Origin of the sequence: Anatilimnocola floriformis (assembly GCF_024256385.1) — a bacterium.
GTDB lineage: Bacteria > Planctomycetota > Planctomycetia > Pirellulales > Pirellulaceae > Anatilimnocola > Anatilimnocola floriformis.
This window is the reverse complement of sequence record NZ_JAMLFW010000001.1, coordinates 4061420-4077420: the sequence shown is the minus strand read 5'-3', so window position 1 is coordinate 4077420 and position 16001 is coordinate 4061420. Positions and strand designations below refer to the sequence as shown.

General features: G+C 58.1%; 11 protein-coding genes. 5 read left to right on the top strand and 6 right to left on the bottom strand.

The genetic code is table 11. From position 1 onward, the window contains the following. Window positions 1–226 precede the first annotated feature (226 nt). Window positions 227–406, top strand: a complete 180-nt coding sequence (locus tag M9Q49_RS15670) for a hypothetical protein (RefSeq protein ID WP_254509736.1) — start codon at window positions 227–229, stop codon at window positions 404–406. A gap of 13 nt (window positions 407–419) precedes the next feature. On the opposite strand, the gene M9Q49_RS15665 is transcribed toward M9Q49_RS15670, so the two are convergent. Next, window positions 420–2252 carry a phospho-sugar mutase gene (locus M9Q49_RS15665; RefSeq protein ID WP_254509735.1) on the bottom strand — a complete coding sequence of 611 codons (1833 nt, stop codon included), beginning with the start codon at window positions 2250–2252 and terminating at the stop codon, window positions 420–422. A 101-nt stretch (window positions 2253–2353) separates the two neighbouring features. Then, window positions 2354–2725 (bottom strand): hypothetical protein, encoded by a 372-nt coding sequence (locus tag M9Q49_RS15660; RefSeq protein ID WP_254509734.1) that lies wholly within the window; start codon window positions 2723–2725, stop codon window positions 2354–2356. 279 nt (window positions 2726–3004) lie between these two features. On the opposite strand from M9Q49_RS15660, the gene M9Q49_RS15655 reads away from it, so the two are divergent. From M9Q49_RS15655 to M9Q49_RS15640, 4 genes are all read left to right on the top strand, one after another. Next, a complete protein-coding gene (locus M9Q49_RS15655) occupies window positions 3005–4033 on the top strand; it encodes a TlpA family protein disulfide reductase (RefSeq protein ID WP_254509733.1) in 1029 nt (342 codons plus the stop codon). An 89-nt stretch (window positions 4034–4122) separates the two neighbouring features. Further along, complete coding sequence (locus M9Q49_RS15650) at window positions 4123–4665, top strand: hypothetical protein (protein WP_254509732.1); 543 nt, start codon at window positions 4123–4125, stop codon at window positions 4663–4665. Between the two features lie 49 nt (window positions 4666–4714). After that, window positions 4715–5308 carry a hypothetical protein gene (locus M9Q49_RS15645; RefSeq protein ID WP_254509730.1) on the top strand — a complete coding sequence of 198 codons (594 nt, stop codon included), beginning with the start codon at window positions 4715–4717 and terminating at the stop codon, window positions 5306–5308. A gap of 122 nt (window positions 5309–5430) precedes the next feature. Further along, entirely contained in the window at window positions 5431–6459 is a 1029-nt protein-coding gene (locus tag M9Q49_RS15640; RefSeq protein ID WP_254509729.1) for a hypothetical protein, read from the top strand. 5 nt (window positions 6460–6464) lie between these two features. Here M9Q49_RS15640 and M9Q49_RS15635 read toward each other — a convergent pair whose 3' ends face one another. The 4 genes from M9Q49_RS15635 to M9Q49_RS15620 all read right to left on the bottom strand — a co-directional run bounded on the left by M9Q49_RS15635 (window position 6465) and on the right by M9Q49_RS15620 (window position 15648). Further along, the gene (locus M9Q49_RS15635) at window positions 6465–7610 is read right to left on the bottom strand and encodes a DUF6268 family outer membrane beta-barrel protein (protein ID WP_254509728.1); all 1146 of its coding nucleotides are present in this window, start codon (window positions 7608–7610) and stop codon (window positions 6465–6467) included. 12 nt (window positions 7611–7622) lie between these two features. Beyond that, window positions 7623–8867, bottom strand: a complete 1245-nt coding sequence (locus tag M9Q49_RS15630) for a hypothetical protein (RefSeq protein WP_254509727.1) — start codon at window positions 8865–8867, stop codon at window positions 7623–7625. A gap of 307 nt (window positions 8868–9174) precedes the next feature. Beyond that, entirely contained in the window at window positions 9175–9762 is a 588-nt protein-coding gene (locus M9Q49_RS15625; RefSeq protein WP_254509726.1) for a glutathione peroxidase, read from the bottom strand. Window positions 9763–9909: 147 nt separating this feature from the next. After that, window positions 9910–15648, bottom strand: coding sequence for a dockerin type I domain-containing protein (locus M9Q49_RS15620; protein WP_254509725.1), 5739 nt, complete (start codon window positions 15646–15648; stop codon window positions 9910–9912). Between the last annotated feature and the right edge of the window lie 353 nt (window positions 15649–16001).

Below are 16001 nucleotides of genomic sequence, written 5' to 3'. Positions count from 1 at the left end.
CTGCCCAGAGAAACTGTGTGGAGTGACAATATCACTGTTTGGTGTCTTCCAAGATAGTATGAACGGCCGAGTTTATAGAATTGGACGGAATCATGGCACCTTGGGTTTAGTCAGAACGCCAAATTGCAGCCGCACCTGTTTGCCGGGAGCGAAGTGCGGGCCAGGTCGCCGTAGAGCAAGAGCTGAGTTGCTGCTTCTTCGACCTGATCGTGGGAGTACGTCCGCCATGTCCCGGGCTGTGCTGCTGGGAATGATGAACGACGGCATCTTTCGCGGCCGCTTCACCGTTCAAGGGTTTGCAGCAACCGCCGCCGACAAACTGGCAATGCGCGAGCATGTCCGTAATTTGGCGCCAGGCCAATTGCCTGCTGAATTGGCACGCCGCTATAGCGAGTCAGGGCTCTAGCCGCAGCCCAATACTAGGCCTTATCTGCGAAGGCTTTCAGATCCGTTTCATACGCCTTCATTCGCTCGTTCATTTCTTCCTTGGTTCGATCGAGGTCGGCGAGTTGTTCGGCGGGGACGTAGGTGAACATGTAGAACTTCACCTTCGGCTCGGTGCCGCTGGGGCGGACGGCGACGTAGTTGCCTTCGGCTTCGAGGTCGAGAATGACCATGTCGGCGGGCGGGGCATCGAGCTTTGTCGGTTTGCCGCCGGTGGGCGTGGTGGTGAGGTTCTTGTAATCGCGAACTTGCGTCACCTTGATGCCGGCGAGCGATGTCGGCGGGTTCGAGCGGAAGTTGCCCATGAGCGACTGCATCCGCGCCATGCCAGCCGAGCCGGGCATCGTCACGTTCAGCACCCGTTCGCCGTGGTAGCCGTGTTGCCAATAGAGTGAGTCGAGCCGTTCGTGGATCGTCTTCTTCTGGTCCTTGCAAACCGCAGCGAGCTCGGCCATCAGCATGCAGGCCGCAGCGCCGTCCTTGTCACGCACGTATTGACCGATGAGAAAGCCGTGCGATTCCTCGGTGCCGAAGAGGAATAAATCGGGCCCACCTTCATCGATTTGCTTCGCAATCCACTTAAAGCCGACATGCAGGTTGTTGTAGGTCTTCACTCCATAGGATTCTCCCAGGCGGCGAATCATTTGGGTTGTGACGAGGGTCGTCACCAGGAAGTGATCCTTCGTTAGTCCCCCGTTTTTCTTCCGCTGCTCACACACATAGTCGGCCAGGAGCACGCCCAACTGGTTGCCGTTAAAGGTGGCCCAGGGCGTTTGCTTCATATCTTTCGACAGCGGAATCTTCACCGGCGCTGCACAGCCCATGCGGTCGCAATCGGGATCAGTCGCCAAAATCACGTCTGCGCCGGATGTATAGGCTCGCGAAATGATTGCGTCAAACACTTCGACGTTTTCCGGGTTCGAAACGTGGCCGGGCACGTTTGGAAAATCGCCGCTCTGCTCGCGATGCGGAGCATAGATTTCGATGTCTTGGAAATTGTCGCGCTTCAAAACGGGAATGACGGCTGATTCGCCCACGCCATGCAAGGGCGAATAAATGATCTTGATATTTCGCGGGCCGAAGAAGCTCTGGCCGTAAACGTTTTGATAAAAGGCTTCGTCGACCTCTTCCTTGCAGAAGATGACTTTGCCTTCTGCGACGGCAGCGTTGAAATCGGTCTTCTTGATCACGTCGGTGTTCATTACGCGATCGACAATGGCTTTGTCGTGCGGCGGGATGACCTGCGCACCGCTCGACCAGTAGACCTTCACCGCGTTGTCGCTGGGCGGGTTGTGACTCGCGGTGACCATGATGCCACAGGCGCACTTTTTATTGCGGACGAGAAACGACAACTCAGGCGTGCTGCGATAGTCGTCGAGGAAAAAAACCTTGAAACCGTTCGCGACCATGATGCTCGCGCACAGTTCCGCAAACCGCCGGCTGTTGTGGCGTGTGTCATAGGCGATGCCGCAACTCAGTTGATCGGCGGGCAACTTTTGTTCGAGCACATACGTGGCCAAGCCCTGCGCGCTTTCGCCGATCGTCCGATCGTTGATGGCATTGCAGCCGATGGGGTACATCTTGCCGCGTCGGCCGCCGGTGCCGAAGGGAATGATGGTCCAGAAGGCGTCGTCCAGTTCCTTCCATTTGCCCTCGGTTACGTGGCGGGCGGTTTCCTCGGCATAGTCGCTGTAGCGCGGCTCCGTGAGCCAGATGCGAACGTTGGCCGCGGCGGCGGGGGTGATTTTTCCCGCGGTAGCAGCAGCATCGAGTTGGGCCAGCACGGCGGTAGCGTCGAACGAGGGCATGGGAGTCTCGAAAACGAAGTTGGGCGAAGAATTGCCCGTAGTTTAGAGACCTGCCACGCCACTGGCGAGGGGCGGAAAAGTCGCGCTGCCAGTCACGGCTGCTACTTGCCGTCGAACCAGGCAATCGCGGCTTCTTCCGTCTCGAAGCGGTTCGTGAGAAAGCCACGATTCTCGGCCACTCGCAGGCCGAAGTTATCGGGGTCCACCATTTCAGGACGGAGAATCATCGCCACTTGCACCCGGCTGTCGGCTGCTTCGACCCAGCGGTTCATCAAGTAATATCGCTGAAAAGTATTCGGCGGTTCGAAACCAGTGAGGCCGCGCTGATCGACCAATAGTTGCTTCAATCCTTGTTCGCGCGCGTGTTGAATCGCGCCCGCGATTAGCGCGACGGCTTCATCGAGTGTGGTCTCTAGCACGGGGCGGTAAAAGCCGCGTCCCTCGACGATGGTGAAATCAGCAAATCCGTTCACGAAGCGTTCTATTCTGCCTTGGAACTGGCGGGAACCTAGTAGGAAAAACGGGTGGTGAAACCAACCGGTTTGCAACTTACGAAAGGTGGCATAAATGCGTCAAGGGCTGCGGTATGCATCTGAACAATTGGCGACAATCCGCAGCGGATTGCCGCACGAAAACCGTTAAAAACTACATGTAATCACCGCAACTGTCAGCAATGGTCACACTAGTAATTACCCATTACATTGACGTGATCTCTACTATTCATTCAATCCTCCGATTGCTGGAGTCCGATCATGGTGCGAACGTCATTCTTATGGTCATTGACTGGCATCTGCCTTCTCGGCATGACGGCTTGGGCCGATGATTCTGATCTGCCGGCAGGCGATTCAGCCGAGAGCGTCGCGAACGCCATCCAACGCGAACTATTCAAGAACGGCGTGGGCGGGATCGACGTTTTCGAAAAGCAGCAAACGGCCTTTTACAAAAAATTCGCCACCGACCCGGGGCGTTGGCATTTGAAGCTGCTGCAGGTTCGCATTCTGCAACAGACGGGCGAAAAACTCGGCGGTGGTGGCCTGACATCGAAAGAGATTCTTCAGCAGATCAACAGTGCGAAAGACATCCCGGATGATTTGAAGGAGGATGTGAGTGCGCTCAACGTGCAAGTGCAAGCTCGTGACTTGGTTGCCGGGAAAAGCAAACTGGCGAGCGTCACTGAGGCGTTCGAAAAGCACGTGACGCATTACCCCGACGGCAAGCATGAAAATGCATTGTTGAATATTCTGGTCGATTCGGCTGCCGAGAGCGAAGACGCCGAAAGGAATCTTGTCGCTCTCAGCGAGAGCAAGCGCTCGGATATCGCGGAGCGAGCTACTGCCAAGCTCAAATGGGTTCGCGTTCGCCAGGAACTCATCAGCAAGCCGCTGGAGCTTTCTTTCCAAGCCGTTGATGGACGCGAGGTTGATCTCGCCAAGCTGCGCGGCAAAGTGGTGCTGGTTGATTTCTGGGCCACTTGGTGTCCACCCTGCATGCGCGAAATGCCGAAGGTCGTGGCGACCTACAAGAAGTTGAAGGACAAGGGCTTTGAAGTGGTTGGCATCTCGCTCGACAGCGACAAAGACAAGCTGAAGGAAGTCATTGCCGACAAAGAGATGAGTTGGCCAAATTGCTTTGAAGGCAAAGGTTGGGAAAACAGCTTTGCGCAAAAGTACGGTGTGAACGCGATTCCCGAAGTTTGGCTGGTCGACAAAAAGGGGATGGTCAAAATCTTTAACCGTGAGCAAGAGCTGGCGGAAGAGGTCGAAAAGCTGCTCGCCCAGTAATCAGCGGCGGTGAACCAATACACTGCGCGGCAGGTGATGGCTACACTGGGGGCCAGTCAACTTCAAACATTCCACCTGATTGGCCCGCAATGGAAGACCCGCTGTTTTTTGTCAATTTGCTCCTGCGTTACACGCACATCCTGGGCGCCATCACGCTGATGGGTGGCACCATCTTCATGCGGTTCGCGCTGTTGCCGACATTGCTCGGCATGGATGCGGAAAAACGAGCCGAGGTCCATCAAGGCGTTCGCTCGCGCTGGGCGATGGTCGTGGGCATCGCTACGGGCATGTTGCTCCTCAGCGGCATCGCGAATCTCGGGCTCGCGTCGAAGTACACCTTTGCCGTTCCGGGTGGATTGAACTACAGCATGCTGGGCGGCATCAAGCTCGTTCTGGCGCTGCCGATTTTTACGATCGCCGCGTTGTTGATGGGCAAAACCAATCTGGCCAAGAAGGTGCAAGCCAACGCGGCGATGTTTATGAACATCAACCTGCTGCTGGCCGTGATTCTGGTCTTTATCGGGGGCTGGTTGAAGTTTGCCGATCGCAAGCCGAAGGTTAAAGCCGAAGTGCCGGCAGCGGCTGCGCAGCTGGTTTTGCCCGCTGGTCAGACTTCGCAGCAGCCTCGATAATCGTGGGCTGAATCTGCTTTTTGCCTCAGACTTTTTCCGGAGCCTGCCCATGCGCCTGGCTATTTCTTTTTTGCTGTTGTTACTGCTCGCGGTTGTCGCTCAGGCTCAACCAGTTCCTTTGGCGCCCGTGGTTCCTAAGGAACCACCATCGCCGAAGTCGATGGGGTTGCCGGAAGCGACCTCGCCGATGCTCGGTTTTTTTCAGGGCTACGATGCGAAGGAGAAAAAATTCAACTTGGCCTTCATCGACTCGATGCCCGAGATCGACGAAAAGACCGGCGAGCAAACTTGGAAGCCAGTGGTCATGGCCAACGGCGTGGCCGAAGCTGAGATCAAGTTCTACAACACGAAGGGTGAGAAACTGAAGACCGACAGCGTGGTCTCATTTTTGAAGAAGGGGGACACGATTGTTGTCTCGGGCGATGAAAAGCCGATTCCCGCCGCGTACCTGAAAGTCATCAAAGCCGATGCCATCGTCGCGGTCTTTCCGCTCGATGCGTTTTTGGCCAGCATCGAAGAGCAGTTCTTTCCGCCGGGCCCTCCACTTCCACCCGGCGCCGTGCCGCCAGCTCCTGTGGCTCCTCTGCCGGCAGCGCCGCCGCCTGCCCCTGTTGCACCGCGTGCACCTGCGCCGGCGAAGTAGTGTCGTCATCACGCGTCACTGGGCGTGTGGCTACACTTGCTCGCGCGTGACACCGGCGTTCTATTACCTTTCCCACCGTCACTCCAACCATCTCCCCGAATTTCCGCGAAACGGAGCAGCACATGAAGAAGTATCTGGCCTGGGCCTGCGGTTGCGTCGCCCTGTTATCCATCACACTGGCGGCGAACATCGCTTCGGCTGAAGTGAAAACCGAAACGATCGTCAGCGGCTTGAACAATCCCTGCGGCGTGGCGATTCAGCCCGAGACGGGACATGTGTTCGTTTCCGACAGCGGCGCCGGCAAGATCATTCGCGTCGTCAACGGCAAAGCCGAAGACGTGATCGTTGGCTCGGGCAAGGATATTTACGGCAAGGGCCCGATGTATGACATCGGACCACTCGGCATTGCGTTCTTGGACAAGAACACCCTTGTCGTCGGCGACGGCGGTTATAAGGACGGCGACGAATACGTTCGCATCTTCACCGTGCCCGAAGCCGGCAAGCCAGCCATTGATTTCGACAAAGATGCCAAGGAAAAGATCGGCCCGTTGGCTACTGAGGGCGACATCAAGCCGGAAGGAAACCTGTACGGCGTGGCTGTGACCTCGACCGCGATCTACGTGACCTGCAACGGCGACGACACCAAGGGTTGGGTCGCCAAGATCGAACGAAACGGCACGAAGTTCGGCAAGCTGACGCGCTCGATTGCGACCAAGGAAGAAACCGAAGTCGACGCTCCGGTGGCGATCACGATCAATGCGGAAGGGCAGATTGTCGTCGGCCAGATGGGCGAAATCAACAAGCCGAAGGACGGCCTGCTGACGTTCTACTCGGCCAAGACCGGCAAGAAGCTGCTGAACCTCGAGACCGGACTGTTCGACATCACCGGCCTCGCTTACGCCCCGAAGACCGGCTTGCTGTACGCGACCGACTTCGCCTGGATGGAACCGTCGGAAGGTGGCTTGTATCGCCTTGACCAAGAGAACAAGGGTGGCAAGCAATCGGTGAAGGTGGCCAAGGTCGCCAAGCTCGACAAGCCGACCGCGTTGACGTTTGCCGACGACGGCAGCGTCTACATCACGATCATCGGCACCAACAAGGAAGGCGAAACCGGCAAAGCTGGTGCGCTACTCAAGTTGTCGGGACTGTAAACCAACTAGAACGAGATCCCACCACGCACAATAAACGTCGGTCGCGGGTTATAGTCCCCGACGGCCGACGCGTATTCAACCTTCCGGTTAAACACGTAACCGGCTTCTAAACGATAACCAGCGCCGCCATCGAGGCGGCGCTCGTATCCACCGAGCAATCGCCAGTCGGACCAGGTGACTTTGTCATCAGCTCCGCTATCTCGCTCGATTGCCCAAGTATTGCCGCCGAACTCTCCGGCGATGTAGAGCCAGTCTTCGTAGCCGTTGTCGACATTCACGCGCATGCCGAGCTTCGGCTTGGGGAAAATCAACTCAAAGTTGTAGTCCGGCGTCGGCTTCCAAATAGCGCCGCCGGCAGGGAGCAAACGAATGTTGTCGCGATTGAGATATAGCACGCCGGCTACGAACTGCAGTCGGTCTGGCTGAGCATCCCAGACGTAGAGCGCCTTGCCGGTAAGGCGAAAGGCGTCCGAAGTGGAAACTTGAAAATCGGTGTACAAGCTCGGCGCTACGGTGAGAAGCAACCGATGACGATCAAAGAACTGCGGCGCCCAGGTGAAGTCGAGATAAACTGTGTGCAACTGCGACGGCATGTCGCGCAGGCCGCCGGGATCCTGCATCAAGTACAAGTTGTAGCCCGGCATGATGAACAGCGGCCATTCGCGAATTGGCGCGGGCAAGGCGACGGTGAGTGACGACTCAATTTCGGTGATGCCCAGGTCTTTGGGATCACTGCCGCCACCGAGCCAATCGGCAGAGAGGCAGAGCTTTTGGAAAAAGCCCTTCTTGTACGGACTCAACTTGACCGTGCCATCGCTGTTGAATTCCTGTCCAGGGCCGATGACTTCGGCTGGCTGATTCAGCGCGTCATACAAGAACGGCTGACCGGGCATCACGACGCCATCGGGCGGTGGCAGCAGCTCAGGCTGTTCCATTTGCGTGGCGAGCTGAATTTCTCCCGGCACCGCATAGGGCTGCAATTGGCTCGATTGCTGAAACTTTCGAGCCTCGGTGCCGAGTTGCACGCCAGCGAGTCCCGGTGGCGGCCGACGCACGATTTCCTGCTGAGCGTGCAGTTCGCTTATCCAGAAATTTGCCCAGACAATGGCCGCGGCAATCCCCGCGAAGGAAAGGATTCGGAGGTACCGCATGCAGAGTACCTCTTAGTACGAAACGCCGGCCCGGACCATCCAGGCGTCGTTCAAACTGAACTCCTCGTACGGCGCGGTATAGACCAGCTTGCGTTTGAAGACGTAGCCACCTTCGATGAAGCCGTTCAAACCAGCGGGGCTGCTCCACTCGAGGCCGAGCGACGCGCGAAAGTCGTTGATGTCGATTCCCTGCGTGGGATCGGCATCGGTCGGTTTCACCGTCCACGCGCCGCCGCCATATTCACCGGCGAGATACCACCACAGTTCATAAGTGCCGACGGTCGTCACATACTGGGAAATGCGCGGCTGCGGGAAGAATATATCCACGCGAAGCTGCGGATTCGGCTGCCAGAGCAACCCACCGGCCGGCAAAATCTTGATGTCGTTGCGGTCGATATACATCACGCCGAGCTTGGCGGTGAGCGTCGGCGTGATGCGCGTCACGCCCAGCGCGAGTCCTTGAAAACGAACACTGTCCTTGGTGAACGTATCGAAGCCGGAGTACACACCGACTCGAAAGCCAAACTCGCCGCCGATCGTCAGATTTGGATCGGTTGCAAATTGCAGATCGAGATAAGCGCTGTAGGCCGAGCCGGGCAAATTGTGAATGCCGTCCGAGGGCCCATCCCAGTTATGAATGGCAAACGCTGGCGTGATGAACAAAGGCTGACCGAGTGTTAGGAAATTTGGAAAAGTAAACGTCACGCTCACTTCCGCATCGTTGATCCCCAGGTCATCGGGGTTGTTGCCAGAGGTGACATAGGTATCGCGAAAGCGGACGTCATTGATCAGCCGCAGCGCGTTGTAAGGATCGTAGTAGCCGCTGTTCGGTCCGCCGAAACCATTCGGATAAAGCGAGTTCGGCTGGCCGGTTACCGAGGGCGCCCATTGCGAGCCATACGCCGGGGCATTGGGATTCGGCGGCAGGACGCTGTTTGGTAACGCGGGAGGCGGCGAAGGAGACGACCAGAACTGCGCGCTGGCTGGGCCGTTCGGCGAATAGGGATCAAAGGGCAACGGACTGCCGAGCGCGCCGGGATTGATGGTATTGATCGCCGGGCCCGCCGTTCCCGGCGCAGGTTGCAGCGGCGCGGTGAAGCTGGGGACCGCACCGAAGCTCGGCGGCGGCGCGGCAGCCGGTGAAGTTCCCATGGGGAAGTTGCGGCTCGGCGGAAACGAGATCGCTGGCTGCGCAATCGCTTGCGCCGCAGCGACAAGCACTGCTAAACCCGCGACGACCATGACGCCAAGACGCATCACCGGCAACAGACCACCTTGTTAAAAACCCGGGAACGAAAATTCGTGAACCGGGGAATAACAACCGCGCCAGGAAAGAGCAAGATCAGTCGCAGATTCGCTCAAGTTCTCCAGCCGTCTTGCCGAGAGCAGCTTGCTAGCATCGTCGGCAAGTTGTGCTGTCGCACGTTGCCGAATCCAGAGTTCTCGCGCCCAATCCCTCGCTCACGCGTCGGGCTACCTACAGCAACAAAAAAGCCCCGCGTGTTTCACCACGCGGGGCCTGTATTTTACTTCTGCATTCTGCCTTCTAACTTCTGCCTTCAAATCACTTGGCCAATTCCGCTTCGAGTACCTTGATCACTTCCGGAGCATCGGGAGCGGTGCGCGGGGCAAAGCGGGCGACGACTTCGCCGTTCTTGCCGATCACGAACTTCTCAAAGTTCCAAGTGATCTTGCCCGGCTTGGCCGGTTCGGTGGCGACCGAGGTCAGATACTTGTAGAAGGGATCGGCTTCTTCGATGACCGCGCCGTCCTTCTCGACCGTGTTGACGTTCAGCTTCGAGAACATGTCGAACTTCACGGCGTAGGTCTTGCTGCAAAACTCGGCGATGTCGGCTTCGCTGCCGGGTTCTTGCTTGCCGAACTGATTGCAGGGGAAGCCCATCACGGCTAGGCCCTTGTCGCCGTACTTTTCGTGCAAGGCTTCGAGCTCTTTGTATTGACCGGTCAGGCCGCAGCGGCTGGCGACATTCACCACCAGCAGCACCTTGCCCTTGTATTGCGACAGGTCGACTTCTTTGCCGGCGATGTTCTTGACTTTGTAATTCAAAGCAGGGGCCTTATCCGCGGCGTAAACCGAGCTGACGCAGGCGGCCACGACACCTGTGAGCAACAATGCCTTCCAATTCGACATGGGATTCTCCAGAGGATAAACGGCGGGAGCGGGCGCATTGCGGAAACAATCGCCCGCTGTGGCCGGAAAACCTCTCAGCCACGTCGCTTCACGGTAACAGCGCCAGTTGTGGGAAGCTAGATAGCGCTGCGGTTCTGCTGTTTGCCGCTACTCCGAATCGTCAGCATCACCATATGTAGCCAGCAGCGCGAGGAGCGCATCGTCGCTCAAACTATTCGGTAAGTCAGCCGGCAGGCTCGCGGCGAAATCGGCTGCCGCTTGTTCCGCAGCGTCGGCGGCGATGAACCAGTCGAGCGGGTTCGGCAACGCATAGGTCGAGCTGCCTTCCGAGTTGAGACGGTTGATCACGATGATCGCATCGAAGGCCGAGACCGATGAGTCGCCGTTAACGTCGAGGAAGTCGAGCGGCTCATTTGTACTGCCACCGTTATCGAGCTTCCGCGCGCCGTGCAGGTTCAGGTCGTTGATGATGATGATCGCATCGAAGGCCGTGATCCGGCCGTCGCCGTTCACGTCGCCGGCATCGAACGGATTCTGCACCAGAGTCGTCGGCTCGACTGCCTCTTCTTCCTCGATATATTCACCACCACTGGCCGAGCCGCCGCTCGAAACACCACCAGGGTTGTATGAAGCATTCGGGAACGCTGGCGCTGCGGCTGAACCTGGTTCGCGCGTGAATAACCGAATCTGCTGATTGATCTTGCTCAGTTCACCTGCCATACCAGCCGCTGTGACCGTCAGCGGCAACCGGCCGCGGAGCCATTCGATCACCCCCAGCGTACTGCCGATCGTATCGGCCGTGAGATTGGCAAACCGGCCGCTGTAGCTATTGGCCGCCGTATCGAGTCGAGCGAGAACACGGTTGCGCAAGTTCACGGCCGGCGTGTGATTCGTCACGTATCGATCGCCAGCTTGGCCTGTGCCCCCGACAATTTGCAGCCGCGAGGTCTTCGTCGCACTGCCAGAAGTCAGCGGAACGTTGTTGTTGACGAAGTAATCGCCGACGAGATAAGTCGTGCCAGCCGCACTGCCGTTTGTCGTGTAGAGGAAGTCGAGGCCATCGCCGCCGAGCAGCACCGGGCTGAAGGCCGTCGTGCTCGGAGCATCGGAGGCAATCACGTCGTCCTGGTTACCAGGATCGATGGCCGCCGAAGACTTCGCATAACCGCCGTCGAGCAAGCCCGGCACGGTGCTGCGATTGTGAATGACGTCGGCGTTCTTGCCACCTTCGACCCACAGCCGCGTGACGCTCGTCACTTCGAACTGCGAACGATTGGTCTCGACCGCCGTGCCGTTGCCGATCGTGATAGCATCGGCCGCGTCGGTTCCCTTGATTTGCACGCGATTGTCAGCCGCCGCGTTGCCGCCATCGACCGACACCACAAACGGCAGATCGGGCGCAGCCGTCGGCAGATTGATGACGACGTCGCTATCGCCGGAGCCAGCCAGGACATTGAGAAGTTCGATACTCGAATAAGTCACCGACTTCGCCGCGCCAGTTCGGCTGACCGTCGTATTGTTGACTGCATATTTCGTCACGCCGGTTTGCACCGCATCGTTAACCGTCAGCGTATCGCCCTTGGCGACGGACGAAGAACTCGCATTGAAGACGATGTCGGCGGGCCCCGGAGTAGCTCCACCTTTGAAGACCGTGCGGGTGTCGGCCAGGTTGTGCGTGCCGCCATTGATCGTCAGTTGACCAAGGAAATTATCGAGATCGCCACCGCCGACGGTGAAGACATCGTTGCCGTCGTTGCCGCTGACGCTGGTCGCGATTTTAGTCCCGCTTACCGTGACGTTATCGACGGCGGAACCACCGGCCAGACTCAAATTGGTGATCGTCGCCTGGCTGCTGTAATCAATCGTCAGCGTAGGTGTCGGCGCGGTACGCACGACTTGCGCTGCGGACATGGTCCAAGTGTTGTTCGCTACGTCAGCAGTATCGTCGACAGCCAGTGTGCTCGCGCCGGTGGTATCGACGAGCTTGATCGTGGTGGCAGGGTTGTAAGCACCGTCGAACACCGTAATCGCATTCGCGCCGGCACTCGCATTGAGCGTGATCTTCTCCACCGTATTGTGCGAAACCGCAACGCCGCCGACCTTGGTCACGTCGGTCGCGGTGAAGTTGTAGTTACTCGCGCCCGCCTCGGCTTGGTCGTTGAGAGTTAGTTCATCACCAGCATCGGCGCCGCCGATGACATTGAGATTCTTGAGGCCCGCGAGCTTATTGACCGTGTCACCAATCAGGAACTTGTCGCCCCCGGCTTTCCCGTCTAGCGTCAGCGTGTTGCTCGTGGCGTTGTTCTGCACCTTGTAGGTATCGATGCCGGCGTTGCCGGTCAGGTTTTCAAAGGCCGACCACTTCAGTGTGCGCGTCGTCGCGTAAGAATTGCCGGTCGCATCGTTGATGGTCCACGTCGCAGCAGCATTCAGGCCGATCAATTCGTCGGTGGCGCCTGCAGTGCTTCCCTTTATTTCTTCCACGCCAGTGAAGCTCGCGACGCTATCGACGTTGCCATCGAAACCCGTCGAAGCCGGCGCAACAGTCAAGCCAGTGAGCGTTACCTTCGATGCGGCCAGCGCCGACAGATCGAGCACGTCGTTTCCGGTGCCGCCGTTGATCAACTTCGTGCCAGTCGCCGTCGGCGCGGCGGTGATCTTGATGTTGTTCGAGCCATTACTCGCATTCAAGGTCAGATTGCTGACCGCCGAGTAAGTCACAGCGCCGCCGGTATCGCGGCCGATCGTGTTCGCGCCGAGCGTGTAATTGATGTTCGTCGCAACGGCCTGGTCATTCAGTGTGAGCGTCGCGCTATCGGTTTCGCCATCGACGGTAATGTTCTTGCTGATCGCGGCCAGCGAATTGGCATTGCCGAAGTTGAAGGCATCGAGACTAGCACCGCCCTTGAGCGTGTAGGCGAGCGTGCCGCTATTATCGAGCACGTTGAACGTGTCGACCTTCGAGCCGCCTTGCAACGTGCTAAAGCCGCTGATATTCGCCGTGCGCGATTGCGAGATGTAGGTGTTCGTCCCGCTGTCGTTCACCGTCCAGGTAGCAATTTCGTCGTCACCCACAAAGGTGCTGGCGTTGTTTCCCTTGAAGAACTCGATGCCAGTGAACGACCCCGCGCCGTTGATCGTGCCGTCAAAACCCTTGGTCGCATTTGGAGCGGTGACGATCACGTTATTGGCGATGCCCGCCGTATCGAGCGTGTCATCGCCCGTTCCGCCGTTGAAAGTCTTCGTGCCGGTCGCTGCCGGCACGGCCGTCAGCTTGATTGTGTTCGTGCCGTTGGTCGCGTTGAGCGTGAGGTTGGTGACGTTCGAGTAAGAAACAATGCCACTACCATCGCGACCGATCGTATTCGCGCCAGCGCTGTAGTTGATGTTTGTCGCGAGAGCTTGATCGTTCAACGTCAGCGTTGCGCCATCAGCGCCGCCGTCAACGGAAATGTTCTTGCTGATCGCGGCCAGCGAATTTGCATTTCCGAAGTTGAATGCATCAACGCCAGCGCCGCCATTGAGTGAATACGCAATTGCCCCGCTGTTGTTGCGTACGTTGAAGGTATCAATGCCATTGCCGCCGGTCAGAGTTTTGAAGCCGGAGAAAGTCAGATCGGTTGCGTAGGTATTTGCAGCGCCGTCATCGATAACCCAGGTGCTCGCTGAGTTCGTACCCGTCAGTGAACTGGCTCCATCGCCCGTCAGAGTCTTGATGTCGCTGAAAGTGATGCTCTTGGTTGTCTCGATCCCATCGGCGCCCGCGGCATCGACATTTGTCAGCGTCACGTTGGCATTCGCCACGGCTGACAAATTCAAGCTATTCGTGCCACCGCCGCCGGCCAGCGTCATTGCCGTGGCGGAGGGATTGGTAACCACAAAACCATCGCTGCCGCTGCCGCCGTTCAGCTTTTCGAACTTCGTGAAATTGAACGTCCCGGTCGACACGTATTTGCTATTGGCCGGTTCGTCGATGGTCCACGCAGACGTCGCATTCAAACCGGTGAGTGAGTCGGTGGTCGTGGCGCTATTGCCGGTCGCTCCGCTGATCGCCGTGAACGAGGCAACCGTGGTCGCGCCGACCTTGACCGTTCCGGTGAAACCATTGGCGGCGGTCGCCGTCAGATTGATGTCGACGGCCGTATCGACAGCAGCGACTTTGAAGCCGCTGTAATCGAGCGTAGCGCCGCCCGCGCCGCCATTGACTGTGATCGTTCCCGGGGCCGCGATGCCACTCTCGAAGACAAACTTGTCGGCGCCCGCATCGCCATTGAGCACGAGCGCTTTGTTGAAGGTCGCCATCGTCGCATCGAGGCGGATCGTGTCGTCACCGGCCCGCGCGTTCACGGTGACGGACGCCAAGCCCGCGACCGCGATCAGATCGGATTCGTGCGTGGCATTCAGGCTCGTCACGGCGAGGTTCGCACCATCGAAGCTCAGCTCCGTATCGTCGCCGGTCGCCGCGTTGTCCGGCAAATTGATGATCAGGGCGGTGAACGTCGAGCCAGTAACATCGACCGGTTCCAGGCCGGTGTAATTGATCGTGTTCGGGCCCAGCACCACACTGCCGTCGCTGGCATTGGTGTGATTCAGCGTGCCGGTGGCAAACGAACCTCCGGTGACAATCAACTTATCGCCAGGACCGACTGTCGGTGTGCCGCCGTTGAACGTCAGAATCTTGCCAAGTGCGGTGGCGACATTGGCCGTGAGCGTGTCGTTGCCGGCCATGCCGTTGATGATGATCTGCGTTCCCGCGATCGAAGCAACAGGCACGGTCAGCGTTTTATTGCCATCGCTGAGCACAGCGCCGGCGATGCCGCCGGTGCTGGCGAACTTCTCCACCGCATCCGTGATAACGATGCTCCCCGCGCCGTTATTGGAAACTGAGAAGGCGTTGTTCTTACCGGTCGCGTCCGTATCGGTGATCACCAAGTTGCCACCGCTCAGCGCTGGGGTCAACGTACCAGGGGTATTAGCAGGCACGGTATCCAGTAGCGAATCCAGGTTTACGCCACTTGGCAAGTTTGCAAATGGAGTCGCACCAGAAAAATCCCCGCCTGCAGAAATGTCGTAAATTCGCGGAGTGTTGATGGCCGCCGCCAGCAACCGGCCTGCGCCGTCAAATGTCAGACCGCCGAAGAAAAGACCGGTAGCGAATGGAGTGGAGCCCGTGAAATTTCCGCCGGAGCTGATGTTCAAGACTCTTAAACCCAAACGGTCGCTTACGTAAAGCGCGCCGCTGCTGGATTGCGCGATGTCCGTAACGCTACCGAGACCAGCGGCAAATGGAGTTGCACCTGACAAGTCTCCGCCCGTCGCCAAGTCGGTGACCTCGCCGCTGCCGTCTTCACCAACCAGTATTTGCCCACCAGGCACCTGCACCATGTTTCGGGGATTATTCAGGCCTGATGCATAGGGTGTCGCGCTCGTAAAGTCGCCACCCACGGTGATGTCGGTGACCTCTCCCGAGGTAAGTTCGGACACGAGTAGACGGTCGTCATTGGTCAGAATCAGTCCCGTGGGACCTGACAAACCAGTGGCAAAGGGGGTGACAACGCCGGCAGAGTTTACGGCGACAACGGAACTATTGTCGAACAATGCGATATACGCCGTGTTCAAGTCGCGTGACCAGGCGATTTGTCCGAACGTCTGGCTGCCAAGATTAGCCACGGGGCTTGCAGCCGAAAAATCTCCGCCACCAGTGATTTCGTACAAAGCGGGCGGACTAAGTATGCTGCCAACAAACACATCCCCCGGCGTGAACGCCATCATCGCACGACCTTCGAGCGATTCGAAGAAAGCCTTGCGAACCTGAGGCTTGCGAGCAGTTGGCCGAGCTTTTTTGGGGGCAAGAAAACGAGTCGACTTTCGGCTTGCTGCAGACATCTCGGTGCTTTCTCAGACGCGGCGAATTACCGGCGGTGGCGCGTGCACAAAGCCCTGCTTCAAGGGGAGGTGGGCTGGCAGGTCCGTTCCATCGTAATCGCCCCCTAGGTGGGTACAAGAAGCGTTATCTCTTTCCCCGTCAGCAGGGTCAACCGTTTTGCGGGGCTCGCCCTTACAATCCCGAGATTTGGCCCAAAAATTACCCGCTGCATACATCGAAACAACGGCTCGCGGTTCACGCTTACCGAGGTAAGAACCAGCGCTCGCGCCATTCTGCAAACGGCCCGTTATTCGTTGCCTTTCTGGGCGGTTTGCCGTATGTTGCACGCAGGCCCCGCCAGCCGAAAAATTCA